The sequence below is a fragment of the Methylobacterium sp. DB0501 genome, from assembly GCF_011043735.1.
GTDB lineage: Bacteria > Pseudomonadota > Alphaproteobacteria > Rhizobiales > Beijerinckiaceae > Methylobacterium > Methylobacterium alsaeris.
In genome coordinates this window covers 159,031-183,255 of sequence record NZ_JAAKGV010000005.1, presented here as the reverse complement: position 1 = coordinate 183,255, position 24,225 = coordinate 159,031, and the positions used below count along the sequence as shown (strand labels likewise).

21 protein-coding genes are annotated in these 24,225 nt (G+C 70.3%); 19 read left to right on the top strand and 2 right to left on the bottom strand.

What is annotated here, in order from left to right; genetic code table 11:
- Window positions 1-3 precede the first annotated feature (3 nt).
- The 12 genes from G4G93_RS09645 (at window position 4) to G4G93_RS09590 (ending at window position 14,486) form a co-directional block, all read left to right on the top strand.
- Window positions 4-1,956 (top strand): hydantoinase B/oxoprolinase family protein, encoded by a 1,953-nt coding sequence (locus G4G93_RS09645; RefSeq protein ID WP_165083509.1) that lies wholly within the window; start codon window positions 4-6, stop codon window positions 1,954-1,956.
- Window positions 1,957-2,136: 180 nt separating this feature from the next.
- A complete protein-coding gene (locus G4G93_RS09640) occupies window positions 2,137-2,883 on the top strand; it encodes a GntR family transcriptional regulator (protein WP_165083507.1) in 747 nt (248 codons plus the stop codon).
- Window positions 2,880-3,080, top strand: coding sequence for a hypothetical protein (locus tag G4G93_RS09635; RefSeq protein WP_165083505.1), 201 nt, complete (start codon window positions 2,880-2,882; stop codon window positions 3,078-3,080). The genes G4G93_RS09640 and G4G93_RS09635 overlap by 4 nt, the downstream gene beginning before the upstream one ends.
- Before the next feature lie 553 nt (window positions 3,081-3,633).
- Window positions 3,634-4,830 (top strand): ABC transporter substrate-binding protein, encoded by a 1,197-nt coding sequence (locus tag G4G93_RS09630; RefSeq protein ID WP_165083503.1) that lies wholly within the window; start codon window positions 3,634-3,636, stop codon window positions 4,828-4,830.
- A 31-nt stretch (window positions 4,831-4,861) separates the two neighbouring features.
- On the top strand, window positions 4,862-5,638 hold the full coding sequence (locus tag G4G93_RS09625) for an ABC transporter ATP-binding protein (protein ID WP_165083501.1): 777 nt from the start codon (window positions 4,862-4,864) through the stop codon (window positions 5,636-5,638).
- Between the two features lie 2 nt (window positions 5,639-5,640).
- On the top strand, window positions 5,641-6,393 hold the full coding sequence (locus G4G93_RS09620) for an ABC transporter ATP-binding protein (protein WP_165083499.1): 753 nt from the start codon (window positions 5,641-5,643) through the stop codon (window positions 6,391-6,393).
- The gene (locus tag G4G93_RS09615) at window positions 6,390-7,298 is read left to right on the top strand and encodes a branched-chain amino acid ABC transporter permease (RefSeq protein ID WP_165083497.1); all 909 of its coding nucleotides are present in this window, start codon (window positions 6,390-6,392) and stop codon (window positions 7,296-7,298) included. The genes G4G93_RS09620 and G4G93_RS09615 overlap by 4 nt, the downstream gene beginning before the upstream one ends.
- Window positions 7,298-8,365: a branched-chain amino acid ABC transporter permease gene (locus G4G93_RS09610; protein ID WP_165083495.1), complete on the top strand. Its 1,068-nt coding sequence runs from the start codon at window positions 7,298-7,300 to the stop codon at window positions 8,363-8,365. The genes G4G93_RS09615 and G4G93_RS09610 overlap by 1 nt, the downstream gene beginning before the upstream one ends.
- 26 nt (window positions 8,366-8,391) lie before the next feature.
- A complete protein-coding gene (locus G4G93_RS09605) occupies window positions 8,392-9,321 on the top strand; it encodes an aminotransferase class IV (RefSeq protein ID WP_165083746.1) in 930 nt (309 codons plus the stop codon).
- A gap of 17 nt (window positions 9,322-9,338) precedes the next feature.
- Window positions 9,339-11,357 (top strand): hydantoinase/oxoprolinase family protein, encoded by a 2,019-nt coding sequence (locus G4G93_RS09600; RefSeq protein ID WP_165083493.1) that lies wholly within the window; start codon window positions 9,339-9,341, stop codon window positions 11,355-11,357.
- A gap of 20 nt (window positions 11,358-11,377) precedes the next feature.
- A complete protein-coding gene (locus tag G4G93_RS09595; protein WP_165083491.1) occupies window positions 11,378-13,066 on the top strand; it encodes a hydantoinase B/oxoprolinase family protein in 1,689 nt (562 codons plus the stop codon).
- 37 nt (window positions 13,067-13,103) lie between these two features.
- The gene (locus G4G93_RS09590; RefSeq protein WP_206289652.1) at window positions 13,104-14,486 is read left to right on the top strand and encodes an aspartate aminotransferase family protein; all 1,383 of its coding nucleotides are present in this window, start codon (window positions 13,104-13,106) and stop codon (window positions 14,484-14,486) included.
- Between the two features lie 193 nt (window positions 14,487-14,679).
- Here G4G93_RS09590 and G4G93_RS09585 read toward each other — a convergent pair whose 3' ends face one another.
- Entirely contained in the window at window positions 14,680-15,618 is a 939-nt protein-coding gene (locus G4G93_RS09585; RefSeq protein WP_165083489.1) for an acetamidase/formamidase family protein, read from the bottom strand.
- Entirely contained in the window at window positions 15,615-16,589 is a 975-nt protein-coding gene (locus tag G4G93_RS09580; RefSeq protein WP_165083487.1) for a LysR family transcriptional regulator, read from the bottom strand. The genes G4G93_RS09585 and G4G93_RS09580 overlap by 4 nt, the downstream gene beginning before the upstream one ends.
- 116 nt (window positions 16,590-16,705) lie before the next feature.
- On the opposite strand from G4G93_RS09580, the gene G4G93_RS09575 reads away from it, so the two are divergent.
- The 7 genes from G4G93_RS09575 to G4G93_RS09545 are packed head-to-tail and all read left to right on the top strand — an operon-like array spanning window position 16,706 to window position 24,225.
- Window positions 16,706-17,758 carry an ABC transporter substrate-binding protein gene (locus G4G93_RS09575; protein ID WP_165083485.1) on the top strand — a complete coding sequence of 351 codons (1,053 nt, stop codon included), beginning with the start codon at window positions 16,706-16,708 and terminating at the stop codon, window positions 17,756-17,758.
- Between the two features lie 33 nt (window positions 17,759-17,791).
- Window positions 17,792-18,583 (top strand): SDR family NAD(P)-dependent oxidoreductase, encoded by a 792-nt coding sequence (locus tag G4G93_RS09570; protein ID WP_165083483.1) that lies wholly within the window; start codon window positions 17,792-17,794, stop codon window positions 18,581-18,583.
- Between the two features lie 23 nt (window positions 18,584-18,606).
- Window positions 18,607-20,046, top strand: a complete 1,440-nt coding sequence (gene allB / locus G4G93_RS09565; protein ID WP_165083481.1) for an allantoinase AllB — start codon at window positions 18,607-18,609, stop codon at window positions 20,044-20,046.
- The gene (locus G4G93_RS09560) at window positions 20,043-20,918 is read left to right on the top strand and encodes an ABC transporter ATP-binding protein (RefSeq protein ID WP_165083479.1); all 876 of its coding nucleotides are present in this window, start codon (window positions 20,043-20,045) and stop codon (window positions 20,916-20,918) included. The genes allB and G4G93_RS09560 overlap by 4 nt, the downstream gene beginning before the upstream one ends.
- A 20-nt stretch (window positions 20,919-20,938) precedes the next feature.
- On the top strand, window positions 20,939-21,712 hold the full coding sequence (locus tag G4G93_RS09555) for an ABC transporter permease (protein ID WP_165083742.1): 774 nt from the start codon (window positions 20,939-20,941) through the stop codon (window positions 21,710-21,712).
- A gap of 24 nt (window positions 21,713-21,736) precedes the next feature.
- Entirely contained in the window at window positions 21,737-22,786 is a 1,050-nt protein-coding gene (locus G4G93_RS09550; protein ID WP_165083477.1) for an ABC transporter substrate-binding protein, read from the top strand.
- Between the two features lie 14 nt (window positions 22,787-22,800).
- The gene (locus G4G93_RS09545; protein ID WP_165083475.1) at window positions 22,801-24,225 is read left to right on the top strand and encodes an amidohydrolase family protein; all 1,425 of its coding nucleotides are present in this window, start codon (window positions 22,801-22,803) and stop codon (window positions 24,223-24,225) included.

The following is a 24,225-nucleotide window of genomic DNA, read 5'->3' as shown; positions in this document are numbered from 1 at the left end:
GCCATGGCCGAGACCCTCGACCCCGTCACCTTCGAGGTGCTGAAGAACGCCTTCATCACTAGCGTCGACCAGATGGGCGAGCAGATCCTGCGGACCTGCTACTCGTTCGTGATCTACAACCGCGACTTCTCGAGCGCGCTGCACGACGCCCACGGGCACTCGGCGGCGCAGGGCAACCAGGACATCGCGGTCCATGTCGGCACGCTGCACTTCACCTGCCAGGACGTGATGCGGGCCTTTGCCGGCGACATGCATCCCGGCGACGTCTTCGCCATCAACGACCCGTATGCCGGCGGCACTCATTTCTGCGACGTGCGGCTGATCCGGCCGATCTTCGCCGACGGCAAGATCATCGCCTTCAGCCAGTCGAACGGCCACTGGTCCGATGTCGGCGGCAGCGTGCCGGGCTCGTTCGACGTCACCGCCCGCGACATGTTCCGCGAGGGCCTGCGCATCACCCCGGTGCGGCTGTTCTCGAAGGGCCGGTTCTGTGCCGACGTCGCCTGCCTGATCGCCGCCAATACCCGCGACCCGGCCTCGATCATCGGCGACATCCAGGCCCAGGCCGAGGCGACCCAGGTCTGCGAGCGCGAGATCCTGCGCCTCGTTGAGAAGTACGGCCGCGAGACCGTCGAGACGGGCCTCGCCGCCGTCCAGGACTACGTCGAGCGCGCGGTGCGCCAGCGCCTCGCGGCGCTCCCCGACGGCGAGTGGGAGACGGTGGACTTCATCGACCGCGACCCGAGCGGGCCGGAGGGCATGATCCCGATCCGGATCAAGATGACGATCCGCGGCGACACCGTCACCTACGACTTCACAGGAAGCCACCCGACCATCGGGTCGATCTACAACTCGGCCTTCGGCGCCACCTTCTCGGCGGTGGCGGCGGGCATGAAGACCTTCTTCCCCGACCTGCCGCTCAACAGCGGCTTCTACCGCGCCTTCTCGATCGTCGCGCCGGAAGGCTCGATCGTCGACGCCAGGTGGCCGGTCGCCGTCACCGGCTTCCTGATGCCGTTCGAGAAGATCATGAACGCGATCTACGAGATGTGGTCGCGGATCATGCCCGAACGGGCCATCGCCTGCGCGTTCAATCTCGAATACCTGCTGACCGGCGGCCGCGACGGGCGCCGGGCCGACAAGCCGATCTACATGTTCTACGACTGGCTGCCCGGCGGCTGGGGCGGGCGCAACGGCAAGGACGGCAGCAACGTCACCACTGCCTGCTTCGGCACCGGGCTGATGTCGCAGCCGGTCGAGGGCCAGGAGCGGGCGAACCCGATCCTGACCACCGAGTACGAGATCCTGACCGATTCCGCCGGGCCGGGGCGCTGGCGCGGCGGCGCCGGGGTTCGCAAGACCTCGGTGATGCTGGAGGCCGAGGGCAGCGTCATCTCCTACATCTGCGACCGCGAGCGGGCGGTGGTCTGGGGCATCGAGGGCGGGCTGCCCTCCATGCCGCACGGGCTCTCCCTCACCCGGGCGGGGCAGGCGCCGGAATGGCTCGGCTCGGTCTTCTCCGACGTGCCGATCGGCCCCGGCGACACGTTCAGCCGCCCGACCGCGGGAGGAGGCGGCTTCGGCGATCCCCTGGAGCGCGATCCCGCCAGGGTCGTCGAGGACGTCGCCGACGACTACGTCTCGGTGGCCCGCGCGGCCAAGGATTACGGCGTGGTGATCCGGGTGATCGACGCCGAACTCTGCCACTACGAGGTCGATGAAGCGGCGACCGAGGCCCTGCGGGCCGAGATCCGCGGGCAGCGCCGCGGCTGGCTCGCGACCGATCCGGAGCACGTGGCGCAGGAATACCGGGCCGGGCGCCTCGACACCCTCGACGTGGTGCGCCGCTACGGCGTGCTCCTCGACTGGGACAAGGGGACCCTTCTGCCGCGCTCGACCGCGCAGTTCCGCGAGCAATTCGCCAAGCGCTCGGCCGCCGGGTGGCGCGACGCCTGAGCCCCGGTCGGCGCCTGCCCATGAAGCGGGCAGGCGCCGCTCAACATTCCTGCAATGGCTCACGTTGACAGTTGATAGTAGTCTCATAAACTGTCCACTGTCTGCAATTCATGTATTCGAAAGCAGACAGCTGGTTTTCGATCCGCCCCGGCCCCGCCGCTCGCAGGAGGAAGACCGTCCATGTCCCGATTGCCGGAGACGAGCGCCGTGCAGAAGCTGATCGACACGCTGAGCTTGTCCGATCAGGTGCGGCGCTACTTGCTGGATGCGCTGACCACCGGGCGTCTGCGCCCGGGCGACCGCATCAACGAGGCGGAACTCGCCCGCACGCTCGGCATCAGCCGCAACCCGGTGCGGGAGGCGGTCTCGGGCCTCGCCCAGCGCGGCTTCCTGGTCTCGGCGCCGCGGCGCGGCCATTTCCTGCGCCGGTTCACGCCGCAGGACGTCGACGACGTGTTCTCGTTCCGGATCTGCGTCGAATCCTTCGCGATCCGGCAGGCCCTGCCGCGGATGCGGCCGGGCGACCACGACGACCTCGCGCACCTCGTCGAGCGCATGGTCGCCGCGGCCCGGGCAGGGCGCCTCGCGGAGCTGAACCAAGCCGACATGGCCCTGCACCGGCGAATCTGCGAATTGTCGGGCAACCGCCAGACCCTGCGGGCGCATGAGGGCATCGACACCGAGGTGCAGATGCTCATCGCCTACGTCGATCTCGAGCGCGAGCCGCCCCTGCAATCGGCGCTGGCCCACTTGCCGATCGTCGAGGCGCTGGCCTCCGGCGACGTCGAGCGCTCGGTCGCGGCGATGCAGCATCATCTCGAGACGACCTGGGCCTTCGTCCACCGGATGTACGGACGGAGCGGCCGCGGCGAGCCGCTGGTGAATGCCGACGATGCACCGCACCTGACGCAGAGGACACGGGGATGAAGTTCGCGCCGAACCGGCTCTACGTCGAGAGCTACGCCAAGTGCCCGAATTGCGGCATCCTCCTCTACGAGAACCCGGCCAACGAGGTACCGGAGACGGTGCGGGCGAACAGCCGGATCTACTGCTCCGCCTGGTGCGTCGATTGGGAGGCGGAGCGGGAGGAGCGGCGGCGGGGGGCGGCTGAGGCGGGGACTTAGCGAAACATTCGTCATCATTTTCAGATATGAAACAAGATTGTAAATTTCTAAATGTTTTTCCTTCAGCTTACTACTTAGTGTCGAATTCGAATCCGCACCGCCCTGACACTTACCCTCTCATACTCAGACTATCGTATTCACACATGTCGGTCTGATCGTTCTCACCTTTGAAAATAGCGTGCCTCCTCCCCCTTGTGGGGAGGAGCTGGAGGTGGGGGGCAAGAGGCACCGCGCCGCTTCACGCGGCACCACCCCCACCCCTGACCCCTCCCCACGAGGGGGATGGAAAAGCGCCTGATGTCACAATGGGTTGGGCTTCGGAAGCATTGTGTGAATCCGCCAGCCCACACGGGAGAAGGGATCCCGCGCCTGCCTGTCCTGACGCGGACCCGTTGGAAACCGGTTCGGCTACCGAAACGAGACAGCCGACGCGGCCCTCCGGACCGCGAACGGCCGCGGCTGCCCAGGACCCGCCCCGGTCTGCGCAATCAGACCGGAAGCGGCCGGCGCCCCCGGCCTTCGGCACGAGACCCACGATGCAGGAGGACCAACGATGACGGGCAAGCGGATCATCGGCGCGGTGCTGGCCACGGCCCTCGCCCTCGGGGTGCGGCCGGCGGTGGCCGCCGACGGCATCACCATCGGGCTCGCGGTGGCCTTCTCGGGCTGGATGGAGGCCTATGACGGCGAGGCCGCCAAGATGGCCCAGCTCTGGATCGAGCAGACGAACCAGAAGGGCGGCCTCCTCGGCAAGCCGATCAAGGTCGTCACCGCCGACACCAAGACCGACCGGGTCGAGGGTGCCAAGGTCGGCAAGCAGCTGATCGACCAGGGCTCCAACCTGCTCCTGGTCTCGGCCGATTACGATTACGGCGCCCCGGCCGCGCTCCAGGCCCAGAAGGCCGGGGTGGTCTCGGTCTTCATGGGCGCCTCGGACCCGAAGGCCGGCGTGATCGGCGTCGGGCCCTATTCCTTCACCGCCAACAATGCCGGCCAGCTCGAAGGCGCCGTGATGGCCGGCTGGGGCTACGCCAAGAAAGGCGTGCGCAAGGGCTACATGCTGGTCGACGAGACCATCGAGTACAACAAGTCGGTCTGCGCCGGCTACGAGTGGAACTTCCCGACCGTCGGCGGCAAGGTCGTCGGCCAGGACACCTTCAAGGGGCTCGATCCCACCATCAACTCGCAGATCACGCGCCTCAACGACGCGATCCGGACCGGCGGCGTCGACCACGTGATGCTGTGCTCGACAAATCCGGGCGCGGCGAGCGCGGTGCGCCAGCTGCGCGCCGCCGGCGTCAACCTGCCGGTGTTCAGCGCCACCGCGATGGACGGCACCTACTGGCTCAACTCGACGCCGGGCCTGAAGGACTTCTACCTGCCGGTCCAGGCCCTCACGGTCGATGACCCGCGGCCCCCGGTGAACGAGCTGACCGCCGCCTACGCCAAGAAGTACGGCAAGCCGCCGACGACCCAGTACGCCTACCCGATCTACGCCTTCCTGGAATTGTGGGCCAAGGCGGTGACCAGCACCGGCACCACCGATGCCGCCAAGGTGGTGGCCGAGCTGAACAAGGACGACAACGCCCCGACCATCCTCGGCCCCCGCACCTTCACGCCGAAGCTCCACATCCAGACCAAGATGCCGATGATCGTCGTCTCCTATGCCGACGGCAAGGAGAGCCCGGTCGAGGAATGGACCATCAAGGACACCATTCCGGACGCCGTCCTGTATCGGCTGAAGAAGTAGCCGGCTCCTCGGACGCAGGGACGGACCTCCCATGCAGCACGCCTACGTCGAACCGGCGGCCCGGGGCGTCGACCGCGCCCTGACCAACGCCTCGGACCTGTCCGCCGACGGGCTCGCGGTGCGCTTCCAGGGCCTCGCGGCGATCTCGGGCGTCAGCCTGACCCTGCATCGCCACGAGGTGTTCGGGCTGATCGGCCCGAACGGCGCCGGCAAGACCACCCTGGTCAACTGCCTCACCGGCTTCCAGCGCCCGACCGAGGGGAGGGTGCTGCTCGGGGAGGCCGACACGGCGGGCTGGAGCGCCGCGGAGTTCCGCGCCCGCGGCGTCGCCCGCACCTTCCAGGCCGGCCGGCTGTTTCGCGACATGAGCGTGATCGAGAACGTCGAGGTGACGGGGGCGGGGCTCGGCCTGTCGCTCCGCGCCGCCCGCGAGCACGCCAGGGCGATGCTCGACTGGATCGGGCTTTCCGACAAGGCCGGCCTGCCGGCCGGCGCGCTGGCCTATACCGACCAGCGCCGCCTCGGCATCGCCCGCGCCCTGATCCTGTCGCCGGCCTTCGTGCTCCTCGACGAGCCGGCCGCCGGCATGTCGGACGCCGAGTGCGAGGAACTGATGGACCTCGTCGCCTCGATCCCGTCGACCTTCACCTGCGGCGTCCTCCTGATCGAGCACAACATGCGGGTGGTGATGGGCATCAGCCAGCGCATCCACGTCCTCGACGGCGGCCGCACCCTGGCGGAGGGCACGCCCGGCGAGATCCAGCGTCACGAGGCGGTAATAGCCGCCTATCTGGGCATGGAGGCTTGAGGATGGCGCCGCTCCTCTCGGTCGAGAACATCCAGGTCCGCTACGGCGATCTCGTCGCGCTGCGCGGCGTCTCGCTGTCGGTCGCCGAGGGCGAGGTCGTCTGCATCATCGGGCCGAACGGGGCCGGCAAGTCGACGACGATGGCCGCCATCGCCGGCGGCGTGGTCCCCCATGCCGGCGATATCCGGCTGAACGGCGCCAGCATCCGGGGCGAGCGGCCCGAAAGGATCGCCCGGCTCGGCGTGTCCCTGGTGCCGGAGGGCCGCCACGTCTTCGGCACGCTCACGGTGGACGAGAACCTCGCCGTCGGCGGCCAGCTCCGGGGCGACCGGGCCGCGGCGCGGGCCGACCGCGAGCGGATCCTGTCGCTGCTGCCGCGCCTCGGCGAGCGGCTGAACAGCCCGGCCGGGCGCCTGTCGGGCGGCGAGCAGCAGATGCTGGCGGTGGCCCGCGCGGTGATGACCCGGCCGCGCCTCCTCCTCGTCGACGAGCCGTCGCTCGGTCTGGCTCCAAAGATCATCGACCAGATCTACGAGATCCTGCTCGATCTGCGCCGCCAGGCCTCCCTGACCCTGCTCATCAACGAGCAGAGCTCGACCCGCATCCTCAAGCACGCCGACCGCATCTCGGTCCTGCGGGGCGGGCGCATCCAGCTCGAGGGCCGGGCGGCCGACCTCAAGGACGGCGAGGCGATCCGGCAAGCCTATTTCGGCTTCGGCGAGCGGGCGGCCCAACCGGCGGAGGCGAGCGCGTGATCCCGTTCCTGCAGAACCTCGTCGATGCGGTGAGCCTGGGCAGCATCTACGCCCTGGTGGCGCTCGGCATCGGGCTTCTCTTCGGCATCCTGCGGCTCATCAACTTCGCCCACGGCGATTTCATCACGGTGGGCGCCTACGCGCTGATCGTGCCCTCGGCCGACGTGACCGCCCGCCTCCTCATCGGCGGCTGGCCCTGGCCGGTGATGATCCCGACGATCTGCCTCATCGTGATCGTGGCGGCGCTCCTCACCGACGCCCTGGTGTTCCGGCCCCTGCGCCGCGCCTCCTCGCCGACCCTGATGATCGCCTCCTTCGCGGTGAGCTACATCATCCAGAACGGCGTGCTGATGGCCTACGGCGCGCGGCCGAAGGCCGTGGACCTGTGGAGCGGCGCCAACAGCCAGATCCTGATCGGCGAGCTCCGGGTGCCGATGCTCCAGCTCGTCACCCTGGTGGTGACCCTCGTGCTGATGGGCGGCCTGACGCTGTTCCTCAAGAAGACGCCGTACGGCATCCAGATGCGGGCGGCCGCCGAGGATTTCCGCATGGCGCAGTATCTCGGCGTGCGCGGCAACCTCGTGATCGGCCTCGCCTTCGCGATCAGCGGCATCCTCGCCGGGGTGGTCTCGCTCCTCACCACGACGCAATCCGGCTCGCTCAGCCACACAATGGGCGTGCCGCTGGCGCTGTTCGCCTTCGTGGCGGTGGTGGTCGGCGGCATGGGCAGCCTCGTCGGGGCGGTGGTCGGCGGCTTCACCATCGGGCTCATCGTCACGATGCTCCAGGCCTACCTGCCGCCGGACCTGCGCGCCTTCCGCGACGCCTTCGCCTTCGTGATCCTGGTCCTGCTGGTGCGCCCGAGCGGGCTCGTGCCGGCCCGCAGCACGATCGAGCGCGTCTGATGGGGACTGCGATGCGCCTCCTCGCCCGCCATCAGACGCCCCTGCTGCTGATCCTGCTCCTCGGGCTGATCGCCGTCCTCGGTCTCCTCGGCGGCGATTCCGTGCAGGTGACGCTGACCGAGATGTTCATCCGGGTCGTCGTCGTGGTCGGGCTGTTCGTCTTCATCGGCAATTCCGGCATCATCTCCTTCGGCCAGGTCGGCTTCATGTGCATCGGCGCCTATGCGGCGGCCTGGGCCACCGCCGAGCCGTCGTTCAAGCAGATCATGCTCCAGGGCCTGCCGGTAGTGCTCCAGGAGAACCAGCTGCCGTTCTGGGTCGCGATCCTGGGCGCGGTTCTGCTGCCGGCCCTCGTCGCCTTCGGGCTCGGGCTGGCGATCATGCGGCTGTCGGGGACGGCGGCCTCGATCGCCACCTTCGCCTTCCTCATCATCGTCAACAGCGTCTACGCCAACTGGGATTCGGTGACCGCCGGGGTCAGCTCGATCGTCGGCATCCCGACGGTGGTCGGCCCCTGGACCGCCTACGGCTTTTCGGGCCTGGCGATCCTGGCGGCCTACGGGTTCCAGGTCTCGCGCGTCGGCCTGATGCTGCGGGCCTCCCGCGACGACGAGGTCGCGGCGCGCGCCTGCGCCGTGAAGGTGGTGCGGATGCGCCTGATCGCCTTCGTGCTCAGCGCCGCGATCACCGGCATGGGCGGCGGGCTCTACGCCCAGTTCCTCGGCATCCTGACGGTCGATCCGTTCTACCTCAGCCTGTCCTTCATCACGATCGCCATGCTGGTGGTCGGCGGCCAGGCGAGCCTCACCGGCGCCGTCACCGGGGTCGTCGCGGTGACGGCCGTCGTCGAGGTGCTGCGCCTCCTCGAACGCGGGATCACCCTCGGCGGGACCGCCCTGGCGCTGCCCGCCGGCAGCCAGGAGATCGGGCTCGGCCTCGTCATGGCGCTGATCCTGATCTTCCGCCCGAACGGCCTCAGCCGCGGGCGCGAACTCGTCCTGCCCTCGCGCCGGTTCGGCTTCGCCGCCCCGGCGCGAATCAGCCCCCGGCCCAAGGCGGCGTCGTGACAGCCCGGAGGATGCCCGTGACCGAGATGCCTTCCACGGAGACCCCGATTCCCTGGACGGCCGGCGCCGCCTACATCGACGGCCGCTTCATGCCGATCGCTCAAGCCGCGATCCCGATCACCGACTGGGGCTACCGCCGCTCCGACGTCACCTACGACGTGGTCGGGGTGCGCGACGGCGCCTTCTTCCGGCTCGGCGACCATCTCCGGCGCTTCCGCGCCTCGATGGAGACCTTCCGGCTCAACCCCCCGGAAGACGACGCGGCGATCGCGCGGGTGCTGCACCGCTGCGTCGCGCTCGCGGGCCTGCGCGACGCCTACGTGGCGATGGATTGCCTGCGCGGGCGCCCGCCCGCCGGGCAGCCCTACCACCCGGCCCATGCCCGCAACTACCTCGCGGCCTTCGCCCTGCCGTGGATCTCCCTGGTGCGGCCCGACGTGATGGCGCGCGGCGCCCATCTGGTGGTGGCCGAGACCCTGCGCATCCCGGCCCGCTCGGTCGATCCGCGGGCGAAGAACTTCCACTGGGCCGACCTGACCCGCGGCCAGTTCGAGGCCCATGACCGCGGCGCCGATTTCTGCGTCCTCCTCGACGAGGACGGCCACGTGACGGAGGGCCCGGGCTTCAACCTGTTCGTCGTCGCCGACGGACGGCTCGCGACCCCGGATGCCGGCGTGCTCGAAGGGCTGACCCGCCAATCGGTGATCGAACTCGCCCGCGAGATGGACCTCGCCGTCGCGGTCCGGCCGGTGACCGTGGCGGAGCTGCGCGACGCCGACGAGATCCTGCTAGTGACGACCGCAGGCGGGATCATGCCGGCCTCGCGCATCGACGGGCGGATCATGGGCAACGACCGGCCCGGCCCGGTCTTCCGGCGCCTGCACGACGCCTTCTGGGAGAAGCGTGCCCAAGGCTGGCACGCCACCCCGGTCGACTATTCCTCGATCCACGCCTGACGAAGGGAGGACGCCCCATGGCCTATCGGCTCGGCATCGACATCGGCGGCACCTTCACGGATTTCGTCGCCTACGACGAATCCGGCCGGGCGCTCCGGGCGTGGAAGAACCTCTCGACGCCCCAGGACCCGATCCAGGGCATCATGACGGGCTTGCGCGCCTTCGGCGACATCCCGGCGATCCGGGCGATCCGGCTCGGCACCACGGTGGCGACGAACGCCCTGCTCGAAGGCAAGGGCGCCCGGGTCGCCTACGTGACGACCCGCGGCTTTCGCGACGTGCCGTTCATCGGCCGCGGCAACCGGCGCCACCATTACGACCTCGCCTGGGTCAAGCCGAAGCCGTTCGTGATGCGGCGCGATGCCCACGAGGTCGACGAGCGGGTCGGCGCCGACGGGGCGGTGCTCCAGCCCCTCGACGAGGCGGCGGTGATCGAGCTCGCCGACCGGCTGAAGGCCGAGGGCGCGGTCGAGGCGGTCGCGGTGGTGCTGCTCCACTCCTATCTCGCGCCCGGGCACGAGCGGCGGATCAAGGCGATCTTCGCCGAGCGCCTGCCCGGCCTGCCGGTCTCGATCTCCTACGAGGTGCTGCCGAAGTGGAAGGAGCATTTCCGCGCCTCGACCACGATCTGCGACGCCTTCATCAAGCCGGTGGTCGGCCGCCAGCTCGGGGCGATGCGCCGGCAGCTCGACGAGCAGGGCGTCGCGGCCGGCATCGTGGTGATGCGCTCGAATGGCGGCGAGATGAGCCTGGACGCCGCGGTCGCGCAGCCGGTCCAGATCGCCGTCTCCGGCCCCACCGGCGGGGTCATCGCCGCCAAGCGGGTCGCCGCGCATCTCGGCCTGCCGAACCTCGTCACCCTCGACATGGGCGGCACCTCGACCGACGTCTCGACGGTGGTGGACGGCCAGGAGAAGTTCACCACCGATTTCGAGATCTCCTGGGGCCGGCCGATCCAGGTCCCGATGATCGACATCCGCACCATCGGGGCCGGCGGCGGCTCGATCGCCCGGATCGATGCCGGCGGCATGCTGGTGGTCGGCCCCGAGAGCGCCGGGGCCGATCCCGGCCCGGCCTGCTACGGAAGCGGCGGCACCCGGCCGACCGTCACCGATGCCAACGTGGTGCTCGGCCGCATCGGCGCCGGCAACTTCCTCGGCGGCGCCATGGCGCTCGACGCGCAGGCCGCCCGCGCGGCGATCAGCCCGATCGGGCAGGCCCTCGGCCTCTCGGTCGAGCAGGCGGCGCTCGCCATCGTGCGGATCGCCAACAACAACATGGTGGGAGCTTTGCACACGGTGCTGACCGAGCAGGGCCTCGACCCGCGCGACTTCGTCCTCGTCGCCTTCGGCGGCGCCGGCCCGCCCCATATCGGCGACCTGATGAGCGAGGCCGCGATTCCCCGCGGCCTGGTGCCGAACTTCCCGGGCCAGTTCTCCGCCTTCGGCTTCACCATGGCGGATGCGCGGGTCGACCGCGCCCGTACGGTGCAACTCACCTCCCGGGCCTTCGACCGCGCCCGCGCCGCTGCGGCGATGGGCGACCTCGTCGCCGAGTGCCGCGCCGAACTCGCGGCGCAAGGGCACCACGCGGTTGCGATCCGGCGCAGCGTCGAGATGCGCTATCTCGGCCAGAACTACGAGCTGGAGATCCCGACCGAGGCCGAATCCTTCACCGAGGACGAGATCGCTGCGCTGCTCGCGACCTTCCACGCCCAGCACGAGGCCCGGTTCGGCTTCCGCCTCGACGACCCGATGGAGATGGTCAACTTCCTGGTCACCGGCACTGCCCGCACCGGCGACCTCGATTTCCCGGCGATCCCGGAGGCCGACGGCCCGGCCGTGCCGCGCGGGCGGCGCCCGGTCTGGTTCGGCGACGGCTTCATCGACACCCCGGTCTACGCCCGCGACGACCTGCGGGCCGGCCACGCGCTCACCGGGCCGGCCCTCGTCGAGGAGGCGGCCTCGGTCACGGTGCTCGATCCCGGCAAGAGCCTGAGGGTCGACCGCACCGGCAACCTGCTGATCACCGCCTGAAGCCCGGGGAGCCCACCGCCATGGACATGGTCTCGCTCAACATCGTCGGCGGCATCCTGGTCTCGATCTGCCGCGACATGGGGGTGACGCTGATGCGCACCTCCTACTCGACGATTTTTTCGGAGTCCCTCGACTTCACGTGCGGCCTTGCCCTGCCGACCGGCGAGCTGGTCGCCACCGGCGATTTCTGCCCCTCGATGATCGGCGGCATGCCGCTGCTGCTGCGCTCCTGCGTTCAGGAGATCGCCCTGTCAGAGCTGGAGGAGGGCGACGTCCTCGTCCACAACGACCCCTACCGGGGCGGCCTGCACACGCCGGAGCACACCTTCTTCAAGCCGGTCTTCGTCGAGGGCAGCCTGATCGGGTTCTCGGTCGCGATCGGCCATGTCTGCGAGGTCGGCGGCATGGCGCCGGCGGGCTTCGCCGGCGAGGCGACAGAAGTCTTCCACGAGGGATTGCGGGTGCCGCCGGTGAAGATCAAGCGGGCCGGCCGCGACGTCGACGACGTCTGGCGCCTGATGCTCGCGAATGTCCGCACCCCGCGCTACAATTACGGCGACTTCCGCGCCCTCATCGCCGCCACCGATCTCGGCGAGCGGCGCATGGCCGATCTTGTGCGCAAGCACGGGGTCGCGGCCTTCCGCGAGCACGTCGCGGCGCTGATGGACTATTCCGAGCGCCGGATGCGGGCGGAGATCCAAAAAATCCCGGACGGCCGCTACGTCTTCGAGGATTGCATGGAGGATGACGGCATCGAGGATCGGGCCTTCACCATCCGGGCCGAGGTGACGGTGGCGGGCTCCGACCTCGTGGTCGATTATCACGGCTCCTCGCCCCAGGCGAGGGGGCCGATCAACGGCACCCTCGGGGTCGCCTACGGGGCGGCCTACAACGCGGTCCTCCAGCTCACCGATGCGACGATCCCGAAGAATTCCGGCTGCTTCCGGCCGATCCGGGTGCTCGCTCCGCCCGGCACGGTGGTGAACGTGAACTTCCCCGGCCCCTCGGTCGGCGGCAACACCGAGACCCATTGCCGGATCGCCAATTGCGTGATGGGCGCCCTGGCGCCCGGCCTCAAGGAGCGCTCGGCGGCGACCGACGGGGCGACGCACAGCAATTTCCTGTTCGGCGGCACCGACCCGGCGACCGGCGAGTTCTTCTGCTGCTACGATCTCACCCCGGTCGGCTGGGGCGGACGCAGCTTCGCCGACGGCAACGACGCGGTCGGCGGCATCAACGGCAATTGCCCGCACATCCCGGTCGAGGTGTTCGAGTACCGCTTCCCCTGGCACGTCGAGGAGTTTCGCCTCGTCGACGGCTCAGGCGGGCCGGGCACCTTCCGCGGCGGCCTCGCCCTCTCGAAGACGGTGCGCAGCACCGGCACGCCGATGACGTTCAGCTACATGAGCGACCGCCAGAAGGTCAGTCCCTGGGGCCTCCATGGCGGGCACGAAGGCGCGAAGGCGGAACTCCTGATGATGCGGGCGGGGAGCGGGGAGTGGCTCACCGTGGCGCAGGCTTTCGGCAAGGTCTCGCCGAGCAAGTTCGCCAACGTGCCGATCGCCCCCGGCGACCGCATCCGCATCAGCTCCCCGGCCGGCGGCGGCTGGGGGCCGCCGGAGGCCCGCGACAGGACCCGCGTCCGCGACGACCTCCTCGACGGGTTCATCACGCCCGAGCAGGCCCGCACCGTCTACGCGGCGGGCTGACGGCCGCCCCCCACGCTCCTCGGACAAGGTGATCCCGATGACCCTGCTGCCGAACTCCCTTCAGGCGCGCGATGTCGCCTATCACTTCCACCCCTACACCAATGCCCGCCGGCACGAGCAGGTCGGGCCGATGATCATCGAGCGCGGCGAGGGCATCCACGTCTACGACGACCAGGGCCGCGGCTATATCGAGGCGATGGCGGGGCTGTGGAGCGTCGGGGTCGGGTTCGGCGAGCCCCGACTGGTGGAGGCCGCGGCTCGCCAGATGAGCCGGCTGCCGTATTACCACACCTTCACCCACAAGGCGAACGAGCCGGCGATCCTCCTCGCCGAGAAGCTCGTCCAGATGTCGCCGGCCGGCCTCGACCACGTGTTCTTCACAAATTCGGGGTCGGAGGCCAACGATACGGTGGTGAAGCTCGTCTGGTACTTCAACAACGGGCGCGGACGGCCGGAGAAGAAGAAGTTCATCGCCCGCCAGGGCGGCTATCACGGCATCACCATCGCGGCGGCGAGCCTGACGGGACTGCCGACCAACCAGCGCGGCTTCGACCTGCCGCTGCCCTTCGTGCGCCATGTGACCTGCCCGCACCATTACCGCAACGCGCTGCCCGGCGAGACGGAGGAGGCCTTTGCCGACCGGCTGGCGGCGGAACTCGAGGCGGTGATCCTCGAGGAGGGGCCGGAGACGGTGGCGGCCTTCATCGGCGAGCCGCTGATGGGCGCCGGCGGCGTGCTGCCGCCGCCCCGCACCTACTGGGAGAAGGTGCAGGCGGTGTGCCGGCGGCACGACGTGCTGGTGGTCGCCGACGAGGTCATCAACGGCTTCGGGCGGCTCGGCACGCTGTTCGCCTGCGAGCATTACGGCATCCGCCCCGACCTCCTGGTGGTCTCGAAGCAGATCACGTCGTCCTACCAGCCCCTCGCCGCGGTTCTATTCAGCGACGCGCTCTACCAGGGGCTCGCCGACCACACCGAGGCTCTGGGCAATTTCGGCCACGGCTTCACCGGCAGCGGCCACCCGGTGGCGACCGCGGTGGCGCTCGAGAACCTGGCGATCATCGAGGAGCGCGGCCTCGTCGCCAACGCCGCCCGCTCCGGCTCCCGGCTCCAGGAGCGGCTCGCGCCCTTCGCCGACCACCCGCTCGTCGGCGAGGTCCGCGGCGTCGGGCTGATCGCGGCGGTCGAACTCGTCGCCGACAAGGCGACGAAGCGCAAGTTCGACCCGCCCGGCCGGGTCGCCTTCCACCTGTTCGAGCGCGCCCAGGAGCACGGCCTGATCGTCCGGGCGATCCAGGACACGATCGCCTTCTGCCCGCCGATGATCATCACCGAGGACGAGGTCGACGAGGTCGTCGCGCGCTTTGCCCTGGCGCTCGAGGACACCTGGGCCTGGCTCACCGACCGGGCTCGGGCGTGAGAGCCACGCTCTCCTTGGGCGGCTGAGGCGGGCTCGGGATCGCGGTCGCGGTGATGCGGAACGAGGCGAACGGCGTTCCGCCTCGCTCGGCGCCGCCCGTGCGTCCGGATCTCGGGCTCTGCGTGCGCCGCGCCGGAACGGCGCGGCGGGTGCCGATTCACATCGAAGCAGCCCGATCGACGACCGCAGTGCCTCAGCGGACCAGGTACTCCTTGCGCAGCATGCAGTGCACGCCCTTGTGCTGGTTGACCGTCTGCGTCACCCGCAGGTCGGCGGCGATGCTGCACAGGGCGTAGGCCTCGTCGCGGGTGATGCCGGTGCGGGCGACCACGAGGTCGATCATCTCGCGCAAGGCCCGCTCGGCGCAGCGGTCGAGGTCGGGGTCGAGCCCCATCGTGATCACGTGGGTGGGCGTCTCGGCCCGGGGGTAGGTGAGCCGCAGGTCCGTCCGCAGCACGAACTCGAAGGTGCCGGACAGCGCGGTCTCGATCGCCGTGACGTTGACCTCGCCGTCGCCCTGCGCCCCGTGGCCGTCGCCGCAGGAGAACAAGGCGCCCTCCGCGAAGACCGGCAGGAAGAGCGTGGTGCCGGCGACGAGTTCCTTGTTGTCGAGGTTGCCGCCGAAGGCGCGCGGGATGATCGAGGTGCAGCGGCCCCATTCCGGCGGCGGGGCCACCGCCATCACGCCGAAGAACGGCGCCAGCGGGATCTCGAGTCCCCAGGGCATCCGGGCGGTCCGGCGCTCCCCGTCGAGGGGGATGTTCATGTGATGGAAGTCCGGAAAGTCGTCCGGCAGGGTGCCGGCGAGCGGCCGATGGCGGTTGAAGCCCCAGTCCTGGCGCAACGCGACGTCGAGGATGCGCACCTCCAGCACGTCGCCCGCCTGCGCGCCCTCGATCGCCACCGGACCGGTCAGGATGTGGGGGCCGAACGGGAGGCCGGCCTCGGCGGCATGGATCACCCGCAGCTCCGGCGGCACGTGGAACCCCTCGGGCGGCAGGGCGTCGGGGCCGCCCGAGACCGTCTCGATCGTGACGCGCTCGCCGCTGCGAACCGTGAGGACCGGCGGGACGGTCGCATCAAGGTAGCCCCAGCGGCAGGTCTCGGGCGAGGCGGTCAGGCGATGCGTCATGGCTGGGGATCCGGGATTGGCGGGCGGGAGGCGGCAGCATCGCCCGGCGCCGACGGCGCGTCGAGGGCCGCCGATCCGGACTCGAGCCGGGCCGAGAGCTGCTCGGCGAATTTCGCCGCCGCCACCGAGAGGGCGCGCCCGGGCAATTGCCCCATGGCGACGCGGGCGGGCGGCACGTCGCGGGCATCGACCGGCCGGGCGACCAGGCCGTCGCGGGCGCACAGGCTCGCGGGCGCCCCGATCTCGATCTGGAACGTGATCGCGTCGTCGAGGCGGACGTAAGCGCGCAGGAACTCGAACGAGTTCGACTCGACGACCGGCGCGAGGCGGACCGAGCCGTGCGCCACGGCGCGCTCCAGCAACTCGCGGCCGCCATAGCTGCGGTCGGGCAGGGCGAGGGGATAGGCCGTGCAGTCGCGTAAGCGCAGGCTGCCCGTGCCCGCGAGCGGATGGCCCGCCCGCATGAGCGCCATCAGCCGCTGCTCGGCGGAGGCGAGGATGCGCAATCCCGTCGTGGCCGTCGTCCGGAAGATCAACGCCAGGTCGACCGCGTAATCGTCGAGGGCGCGCAGGGCCTGGGCGTGGCTCATCACCCGCACGTCGAACTCCACCAGCGGGAAGGCGCGCCGGTAGGCCGCGACCTCGGTCGGCAGGAAATCGTGCGCCAGGGCGTGGCTGCAGGCTATCGACACCGTGCCACGGCGAAAGCCCGACAGGTCCTCGATCTGCGAGCGGACCCGCCCCATCTCGGCGATCTGGCCGCGGGCGTGCCGGATCAGCAATTCGCCGGCCGCGTTGAGGCGCACGCCGCGGGGCAGGCGCTCGAAGATCGGGGTGCCGAGCTCGGCCTCGAGGTCCTGGATCCGCCGGTTGAGCGCCGAGGCGGTGATGTTGAGCCGCTCGGCCGCCTTCCGGATCGAGCCCGTCCGGGCGACCTCGTCGAGGTAGCGCAGAACCCGCAGATGCCTCATCGCCGACCGCTGCATTTTTCGAACAGGCCCGCACAGAAGTCAGCACAAGACGGCATCGGTCAAGCCGGTTCTACTCGGCGGCGCGGGAGAGCGATCCCGCCCTCGAGGATCCCGCGATGTCGTCACCGTTGAGCCGGCGCCGTTTCGGAGTGGCCGCGGGCACCGCCTGCCTCGCCGCCTGTCTGCCCCGCCCGGCACTCGCGCAGACGCCGGTCAGGCTCCGGATGGTGCTGAACTGGCGCTACCAGGGCCCGCAGGGCTTCTTCTTCCTGGCGGAGGATCGCGGCTTCCTGCGCGAGGAGGGGATCGACCTGGTGATGGACCAGGGCAACGGATCCGGCGCCGCGGTCGGCGCGGTGGGGTCGGGTTCCTACGATCTCGGCTTCGGGGACATCAACGCCCTGGTCTCGCTGGTCGGCCGCGCATCTCCCGGCACGGTCGGCCCGCTCGCCGTCGCGGCGCTCTACAACCGTCCGCCCTTCACCATCGCGGTCCGGGCCGACGGTCCGATCCGAACCCCGCAGGATCTCAAGGGACGCACCGTCGGCGGGCCGGCCAACGACAGCGCCCTGAAGCTGTTTCCCGCCTTCGCCAGGATGGCGGGCATCGACCCCGCCGGCGTCACCGTGGTCAACATGCAGCCGGCCCTGCGCGAGCAGATGCTCCAGCGCGGCCAGGTCGACGGCGTGTTCGGCTTCGTCAACACCATCCGCTTCTCGGCGAAGCTGATCGGTCTCGATCCGGACAGGAGCCTGCGCTTCATCGATTACGCCGATGCCGGCATGGATCTGTATTCCAATGCCGTGATCGCCTCGCGCCGCCTCGTCGCCGGGAAGCCGGAGGCGTTGCGCCGCCTGCTGCGTGCCTTCAACCGCGGCATCACGGAAACGCTGAAGGACCCCGACGCGGCGGTCGAGGCGGTGGCCCGGCGCGAGCCCCTGATCGACCGGGGCGTCGAGAAGGACCGGCTCATCGCGACGCTGAAGGCCGAGATGAGCCACCCGGAGGGCCGCCGGATCGGCATCGGCGACGTCGACGATGCGCGCTTCGCCAGATCGATCGCGATCGTCGCCGAGGCGGAGAGCCTGCCGCGGATGCCGGCGCCCGAGGAGGTCTTCAGCCGCGCCTTCCTGCCGCCATTGGCAGAGCGGGTCACCACGCTCGGCTGAGCGAATGGCCGACGACAATCAAGGACGACGGACATGGATCTGAACCTGAGCGGCCGGGTCGCGGTCATCACCGGCCCCGCCAAGGGAATGGGCGCGGCGGTCACCCGCGCCTTCGCGGCCGAGGGCTGCCGGCTGGCGCTTCTCGGCCGCGACGTGGCGGCGATCGAGCCGGTGGCGGCGGAGGTGCGTACCGGGGGCACAAAGGCGCTCGTGCTCGACTGCGACATCACCGACGGCACCGCCTGCGACCGCGCGATTGCTGCGACGCGCGACGCCTTCGGGCGCATCGACATCCTGGTCAACGTCGCCGGCGGCTCGGGGCCGATCGGCAAGACCGGCTGGGAGACGACCGAGGCCGAGTTCGACGAGATCGTCGATCTCAACATGCGCGGCTGCTTCAACACCATGCGGGCCTGCCTGCCGACCATGATCGACCAGGGCGAGGGGCGGATCGTCAATGTCGGCGGCACCTTCGGCATGCGCGGACGGGCCGGCCGCATGGCCTATTCCGCCTCGAAATGGGGCCTGCGCGGCATCACCAAGAGCTTCGCCCTCGAAGCCGGGCCCTACGGCATCAACGTCAATTGCGTCGCGCCCGGCATGGTCGACGGGCCGCGCTTCCGCCAGAAGGTCGTGCCCGAGATGGCGCGGCGCCTGACGATCAGCGAGGACGAGGCCGTCGCCCGCCACGCCGCCGATTACGCGCTCAGGCGCGTCTCGACCGATGCGGACGTGGCGAATGCCTGCCTGTTCCTCGCCTCCGAAGTCTCCCGCCAGATCACCGGAATCGACCTGCCGGTCGACGGCGGCTGGGCGATGCTGTGAGCACCGTCATGACCGAAACTCGCATGTCCGAATCCGGAATCGTCGCCGACCTCGTGTTGGCCGGCGGCACGGTGGTGACCGGCACCACCCGCTTTCGCGCCGACGTCGCGATCAGGGACGGGCTGATCGCCGCGGTCGGTGCGCCCGGCACGCTGCCGGCGGCCCGCGAGGCCGTGGACGTCTCCGGCCGGTATCTCCTGCCCGGGGCGATCGACGTCCACGTCCATTTCCGCGAGCCCGGCTACACCCACAAGGAAGACTGGCGCACTGGCAGCGCGGCGGCGGCGATGGGCGGCACCACCACCGTCTTCGAGATGCCCAACACCCACCCGCCGACCCGCTCGGTGACGGAGCTGCGCCGGAAGCAGGCGGCGGCGGAGAAATCCCACGTCGATTACGGGCTCTACGGGCTGCTGGCCGAGGACAACATCGACGAGCTGCCGGGCCTGATCGAGGGCGGCGTCAACGCCTTCAAGTGCTTCATGGGCAACACCTTCGGCAACCTGCCGTCACCCTCGACGGGGGCGATGCTGGAGGGCTTCGAGATCATCGCGCCGTCGGGCCTGCGCATCTCGCTCCATGCCGAGACCGCCTCGATCATGGCTTGGCGCCAGGCGCGCCTGGTGGCCGCCGGCCGCAACGATCCGCTCGCCCATGTGGCGGCACGCCCGGCGATCGTCGCCGTCGAGGCGGTGGCGCGGGCAGCCGAACTCGCCGGCTGGACCGGCGCGCGGGTCCACGTGCTGCATATCTCGTCGGCCGCCGAACTGCGGCCGCTGGCCGAGGCCAAGGCGCGGGGCGTCGACATCACCGGCGAGACCTGCCCCTGCTACCTCCTCCTCGACACGGGCGACTACGAGCGCCTCGGCTCGGTGATCCGGGTCAACCCGCCGGTGCGCGAGGCCGCCGATGCCGAGGCGATCCGCGCCGCCCTGCTGTCCGGGGTGATCGACATGATCGCCACCGACCACGCGCCGCACACACCGGAGGAGAAGCGCAAGGCCGTGATCTGGGAGGCGGATTGCGGCTTCCCGGGCGTCGAGACGCAAATGCCCCTGATGCTGAACGAGGTCGCGAAAGGACGCATGAGCCTGGAGCATTACGTGCGCATCTCGGCCGAGAATCCGGCCCGCGCCTTCGGCCTCTGGCCCGCCAAGGGCCGCCTCGAGGCGGGGGCGGAGGCCGACATCGCCGTCGTCGACATGGACCGCAGCGAGACCATCCGGGCCGAGGCCCTGCATTCGCGCGGCAGGATCACGCCGTTCGAGGGCGTCACCGTCACCGGCGTGCCCGTTCACACGCTCGTGCGCGGGCGCTTCGTGCAGCGCGACCGCCGGCTCGTGCCTGAGACGAGCGGCTGGGGCCGCCAGGTCACGGCGATCCAGCGGATGCCACCGGCGCAACCGCGCAACCAGGACAGCACGCTGGCAGCCTGCCTTGCGCAGGGGAGGGGCCTGAGATGAACGCGCATTCCGCTCCCCACCCGATCGTCGCCGGGCCAGCACCCGACCATCCGGGCCGCCCGGCCTTCATCGCCTTCGAGGACGCCGCCATCACCTACGGGCGCGGCGACAAGGCGGTGCAGGCGCTGGCCCCGACCTCGCTCAAGATCGCGGAGGGCGATTTCGTCGCGCTCGTCGGCCCCTCGGGCTGCGGCAAGTCGACGATCCTCAAGATGGTCGGCGAACTGCTGGCGCCGACGAGCGGCCACGTCTTCGTCGCCGGCCGCGAGATCGGCGCCACCCCGATCCGCATCGGCATGGCCTACCAGAACCCGACCTTGCTGCCCTGGCTGACCGTGCGCGACAACGTCATGCTGCCGCTCAAGATCGTCCCGCCGTTCCGGCAGCAGTTTCGGGCGAAGCGCCGGGGCGAGTTCCGCGACCGGGTCGAGGCATTGCTGGCCCAGGTCGGGCTCGGCGGCTTCGGCGACAAGTATCCCTGGCAGCTCTCGGGCGGGATGATGCAGCGCGCCAACCTGTGCCGGGCGCTCATCCACGACCCCGACCTGCTCCTCCTCGACGAGCCGTTCGGGGCGCTCGACCAGTTCACCCGCGAAGAGCTGTGGGCGATCATGCAGGACCTCTGGCTGTCGAAGCGCCTGACCGTGCTGCTGGTCACCCACGACCTCAAGGAGGCCGCCTACCTCGCCAACCGCATCTGCGTGATGAGCGCCCGGCCCGGCCGCATCCTCGACGATTCCCCCGTCGCGCTGGCGCGCCCGCGCACGATCGAGATGACCTTCGCGCCGGACTTCGTCGCCCTCAACCAGCGCCTGCGCGCCCTGATCGTCGGCGCCCGGGGCGGCACCGGCATCGTGTCCGGTCACCGTTGAGGGAGAGCGCCGTGGACCACCTGAAGGAAACCTTGCGCGACAACGCCGCCCCCGTGGCGCTGATCGCCGGCGTGTTCGCCGTGTGGGAGCTGGCCTGCCTCGTCTTCGGCATCTCGGACATCCTGCTGCCGCGCCCGAGCCAGATCGTCGCCGCCCTGGTGAAGTACTGGCCGGCGATCTGGCCGCACACTTGGCAGACCCTTTATACGACCCTCGTCGGCTTCGGCCTCGGCGTCGTGATCGGGCTTCTCCTCGGCATCCTGATCGGCTCGTCCCGGCTCGCCTTCCGGACGGCCTATCCGCTGCTCGTCGGCTTCTCGTCGATCCCGAAGGTCGCGGTCGTGCCGATCTTCGTGCTCTGGTACGGCGCCGGCACCGTGCCGGCGATCCTGACGGCGATGATCATCTGCATCTTCCCGATCGTCGTGAACGTCGCGACCGGGATCGCCACCGTCGAGCCCGAGCTGGAGGACGTGATGCGCACGCTGAAGGCGTCGCGCTGGGACATCCTCTGGACCGTCAGCCTGCCGCGGGCGATGCCCTACTTCTTCGCCGCCCTGAAGGTCGCGATCACGCTCGCCTTCGTCGGATCGGTCGTCGCCGAGACGGTGGCGTCGAATCGCGGCATCGGCAACATGATGATGATCGCCTCGTCGAGCTTCAACGTGCCGCTCGTCTTCGCCGGATTGTTCGTCCTCGCGGGCCTCGGCGTTGCCCTCTACCTCGTGTTCTCGCTCATCGAATATCGCGTGACGGGCTGGGCGACGCGCCGGTCCGACCTCGCCGCCGGCTGATCCCGTTCCATCAGGAGACCGACAATGCGCCGCCTCTTCCTCAAGGCCGCCGCGGCGGCCTGTCTTGCCGCGCTCGGGATAGGCCCCGCCCTGGCCGAGACTGCGACGAAGACCCCGCCGACGAAGATCCGCTTCACCCTCGACTGGAAGGTTCAGGGCATCCATTCCTGGTATTTCCAGGCCCGGGACAAGGGTTACTTCGCCGCCGAGGGGCTGGACGTGACCATCGACCAGGGCGAGGGCTCGGCCGCGACCGTCACCCGCATCATGGGCGGCGCCTACGATGCCGGATTCGGCGACATGAATGCGATCATCCAGCAGGCAGCGGTCAAGCCCGGCGAGGCGCCGGTCTTGGTCTATATGATCTACAACAAGGCGCCCTTCGCGATCGTCCAGAAGGCGGGTGCGGCCGGCTCACTGAAGGATCTGGAAGGCAAGCGGCTGACCTCGCCCGCCGGCTCGGCGACCCACCGGCTGTTCCCGATCTTCGCCAAGCTCAACGGCATCGATGCCGGCAAGGTCGAGGTCGTGAACGTCTCGCCCTCGGTCCAGGAGATGATGCTGGTGCGGGACCAGGCCGATGGCGGCTTCGTGTTCACCGTCACCTCCTACATGAACCTCGTCGGGATGCGGCAGGACCCCGACCGGGATTACCGCTTCACGCTGTTTTCCGACCACGGCATCGCGGCCTATTCGAACGGCGTCATGGTCTCGCAGAAGCTCCTCAGGGAGAACCCGAAGGCGGTAGTGGGCCTCGTGCGGGCGATCAACCGCGCCATGCTGGAACTGACGGCGGATCCCGCCGAGGGTGGGCGGGTGATGAACCGCGTCGAGCCGACCCTCGACGCCGACCGCGAGGCGCAGCGGATCCGCTACACCTACCGGACGCACATGGTCACGCCCGAGACCGAGCGGCTCGGCGCCGGCGACGTCTCCGACGAGCGGATGCGCACGGCCATCGGCCAGATCGGCGAGGCCTATGGCCTGACGCGGGTGCCCGCGGTCGAGGAGGTGTTCAGCCGCGCTTTCCTGCCGCCGCGGGCCGAGCGTATCCTGGCGGCTCCGAAGAGCTGAGGAGATCGAAGCCCGTGCGCATTCTCGCGGCCCGACACGGTTTCGACGCGCAGGGCGCGTTCCGGGACCTCGCTCTGACGATCGGGGACGGGCGGATCGCCGCGCTCGGATCCGCGGCGGCGACCGAGGATGTCGTGGTGCTGCCGGCGCTCGCCAATGCCCACGACCATGCCAGGCCGCTGCGGCCGAGTTCGGTCGGCGGCTTCAACAAGCCGCTGGAGACCTGGCTGCACCGCCTCGCGCTCCTCGCGCCGGTCGATCCCTACCTGGCGACGCTCGCCCCCTTGGCGCGGGCGGCGCTCGGCGGCCAGGGCGCGGTGATGATCCATCACGTCCGGCCGATGGGGCTGACCGACTATACCACCGAGGCGGCGGCGATGGCCCGCGCCGCCCGCGACGTGGGGGTGCGCATCGCCCTCGGCATCGGCCTGCGCGACCGCAATCCCCTGGTCTACGGCGACCACGGCCCGGTGCTCGACGCCCTCGACCCCGAGGCGCGGGCCGAGATCGAGGCGCGCTTCCTCTCCCCCATGCCGCCCCTCGCCGAGCAGCTCGCCCGCGTCGACGCCGTCGCGGAGGCGGTCGGCGGGCCGATGGTCGACGTGCAATACGCCCCGAACGGCCCCCAATGGGGCTCGGACGCATTATGGGAGGCGGTCGCCGAGGCCTCCGCCCGCACCGGGCGCCGGGTGACGACGCATCTCTTCGAGACCAAGTACCAGCGCGACTGGGCCGACCGGACCTATCCGGACGGCCTCGTGCGGCGCTGGCGCGAGATCGGGCTGCTCTCGCCGCGGCTGACCCTCGCCCATTGCGTCCATGCGCGGCCGGACGAACTCGAGATGATCGCCGAGGCCGGCTGCGTCGTTGCCGTCAACACCTCGTCCAACCTCGCCCTACGCTCGGGCATCGCGCCGGTGGCCGAGATGGTACGCCACGGCTGCCGGGTCGCGCTCGGCATCGACGGGCAGGCCTTCGACGAGGACGACGACGCCTTGCGGGAACTGCGCCTGCTGTGGTCGCTGCATGGCGGCTGGGGCTTCGACGCCGAAATCTCCCCGCGCCAAGCCCTGGCGATGGCGCTCGAGACCGGCCGCGTCGCGGTCGGCGCGCCGGAGGGCGGGCGGATCGCCATGGGGGCCCCCGCCGACCTCCTGGTCCTCGACCGCGCGGCGCTCGACGAGGATGCGCTGGCGGAGGTCGATCCCCTCGACCTGCTCTTCGCCCGCGCCACGAAACGCCACGTCCGGGAGCTGATCGTCGCCGGGCGCACGGTCGTGCGGGACGGGGTGGTGCTCGGCATCGACCTCGACGCGGCGCATCGGGCGCTGCGCGAGGCCTGCCGGGCGGCGATGCCCGGGCGCGCGGGCCTGTGGCGGGCGATGCCGGGCTTCGAGGCGGCCGTGGCCGACTCTTACCGCCGCCTCGGGTGCTGTTGA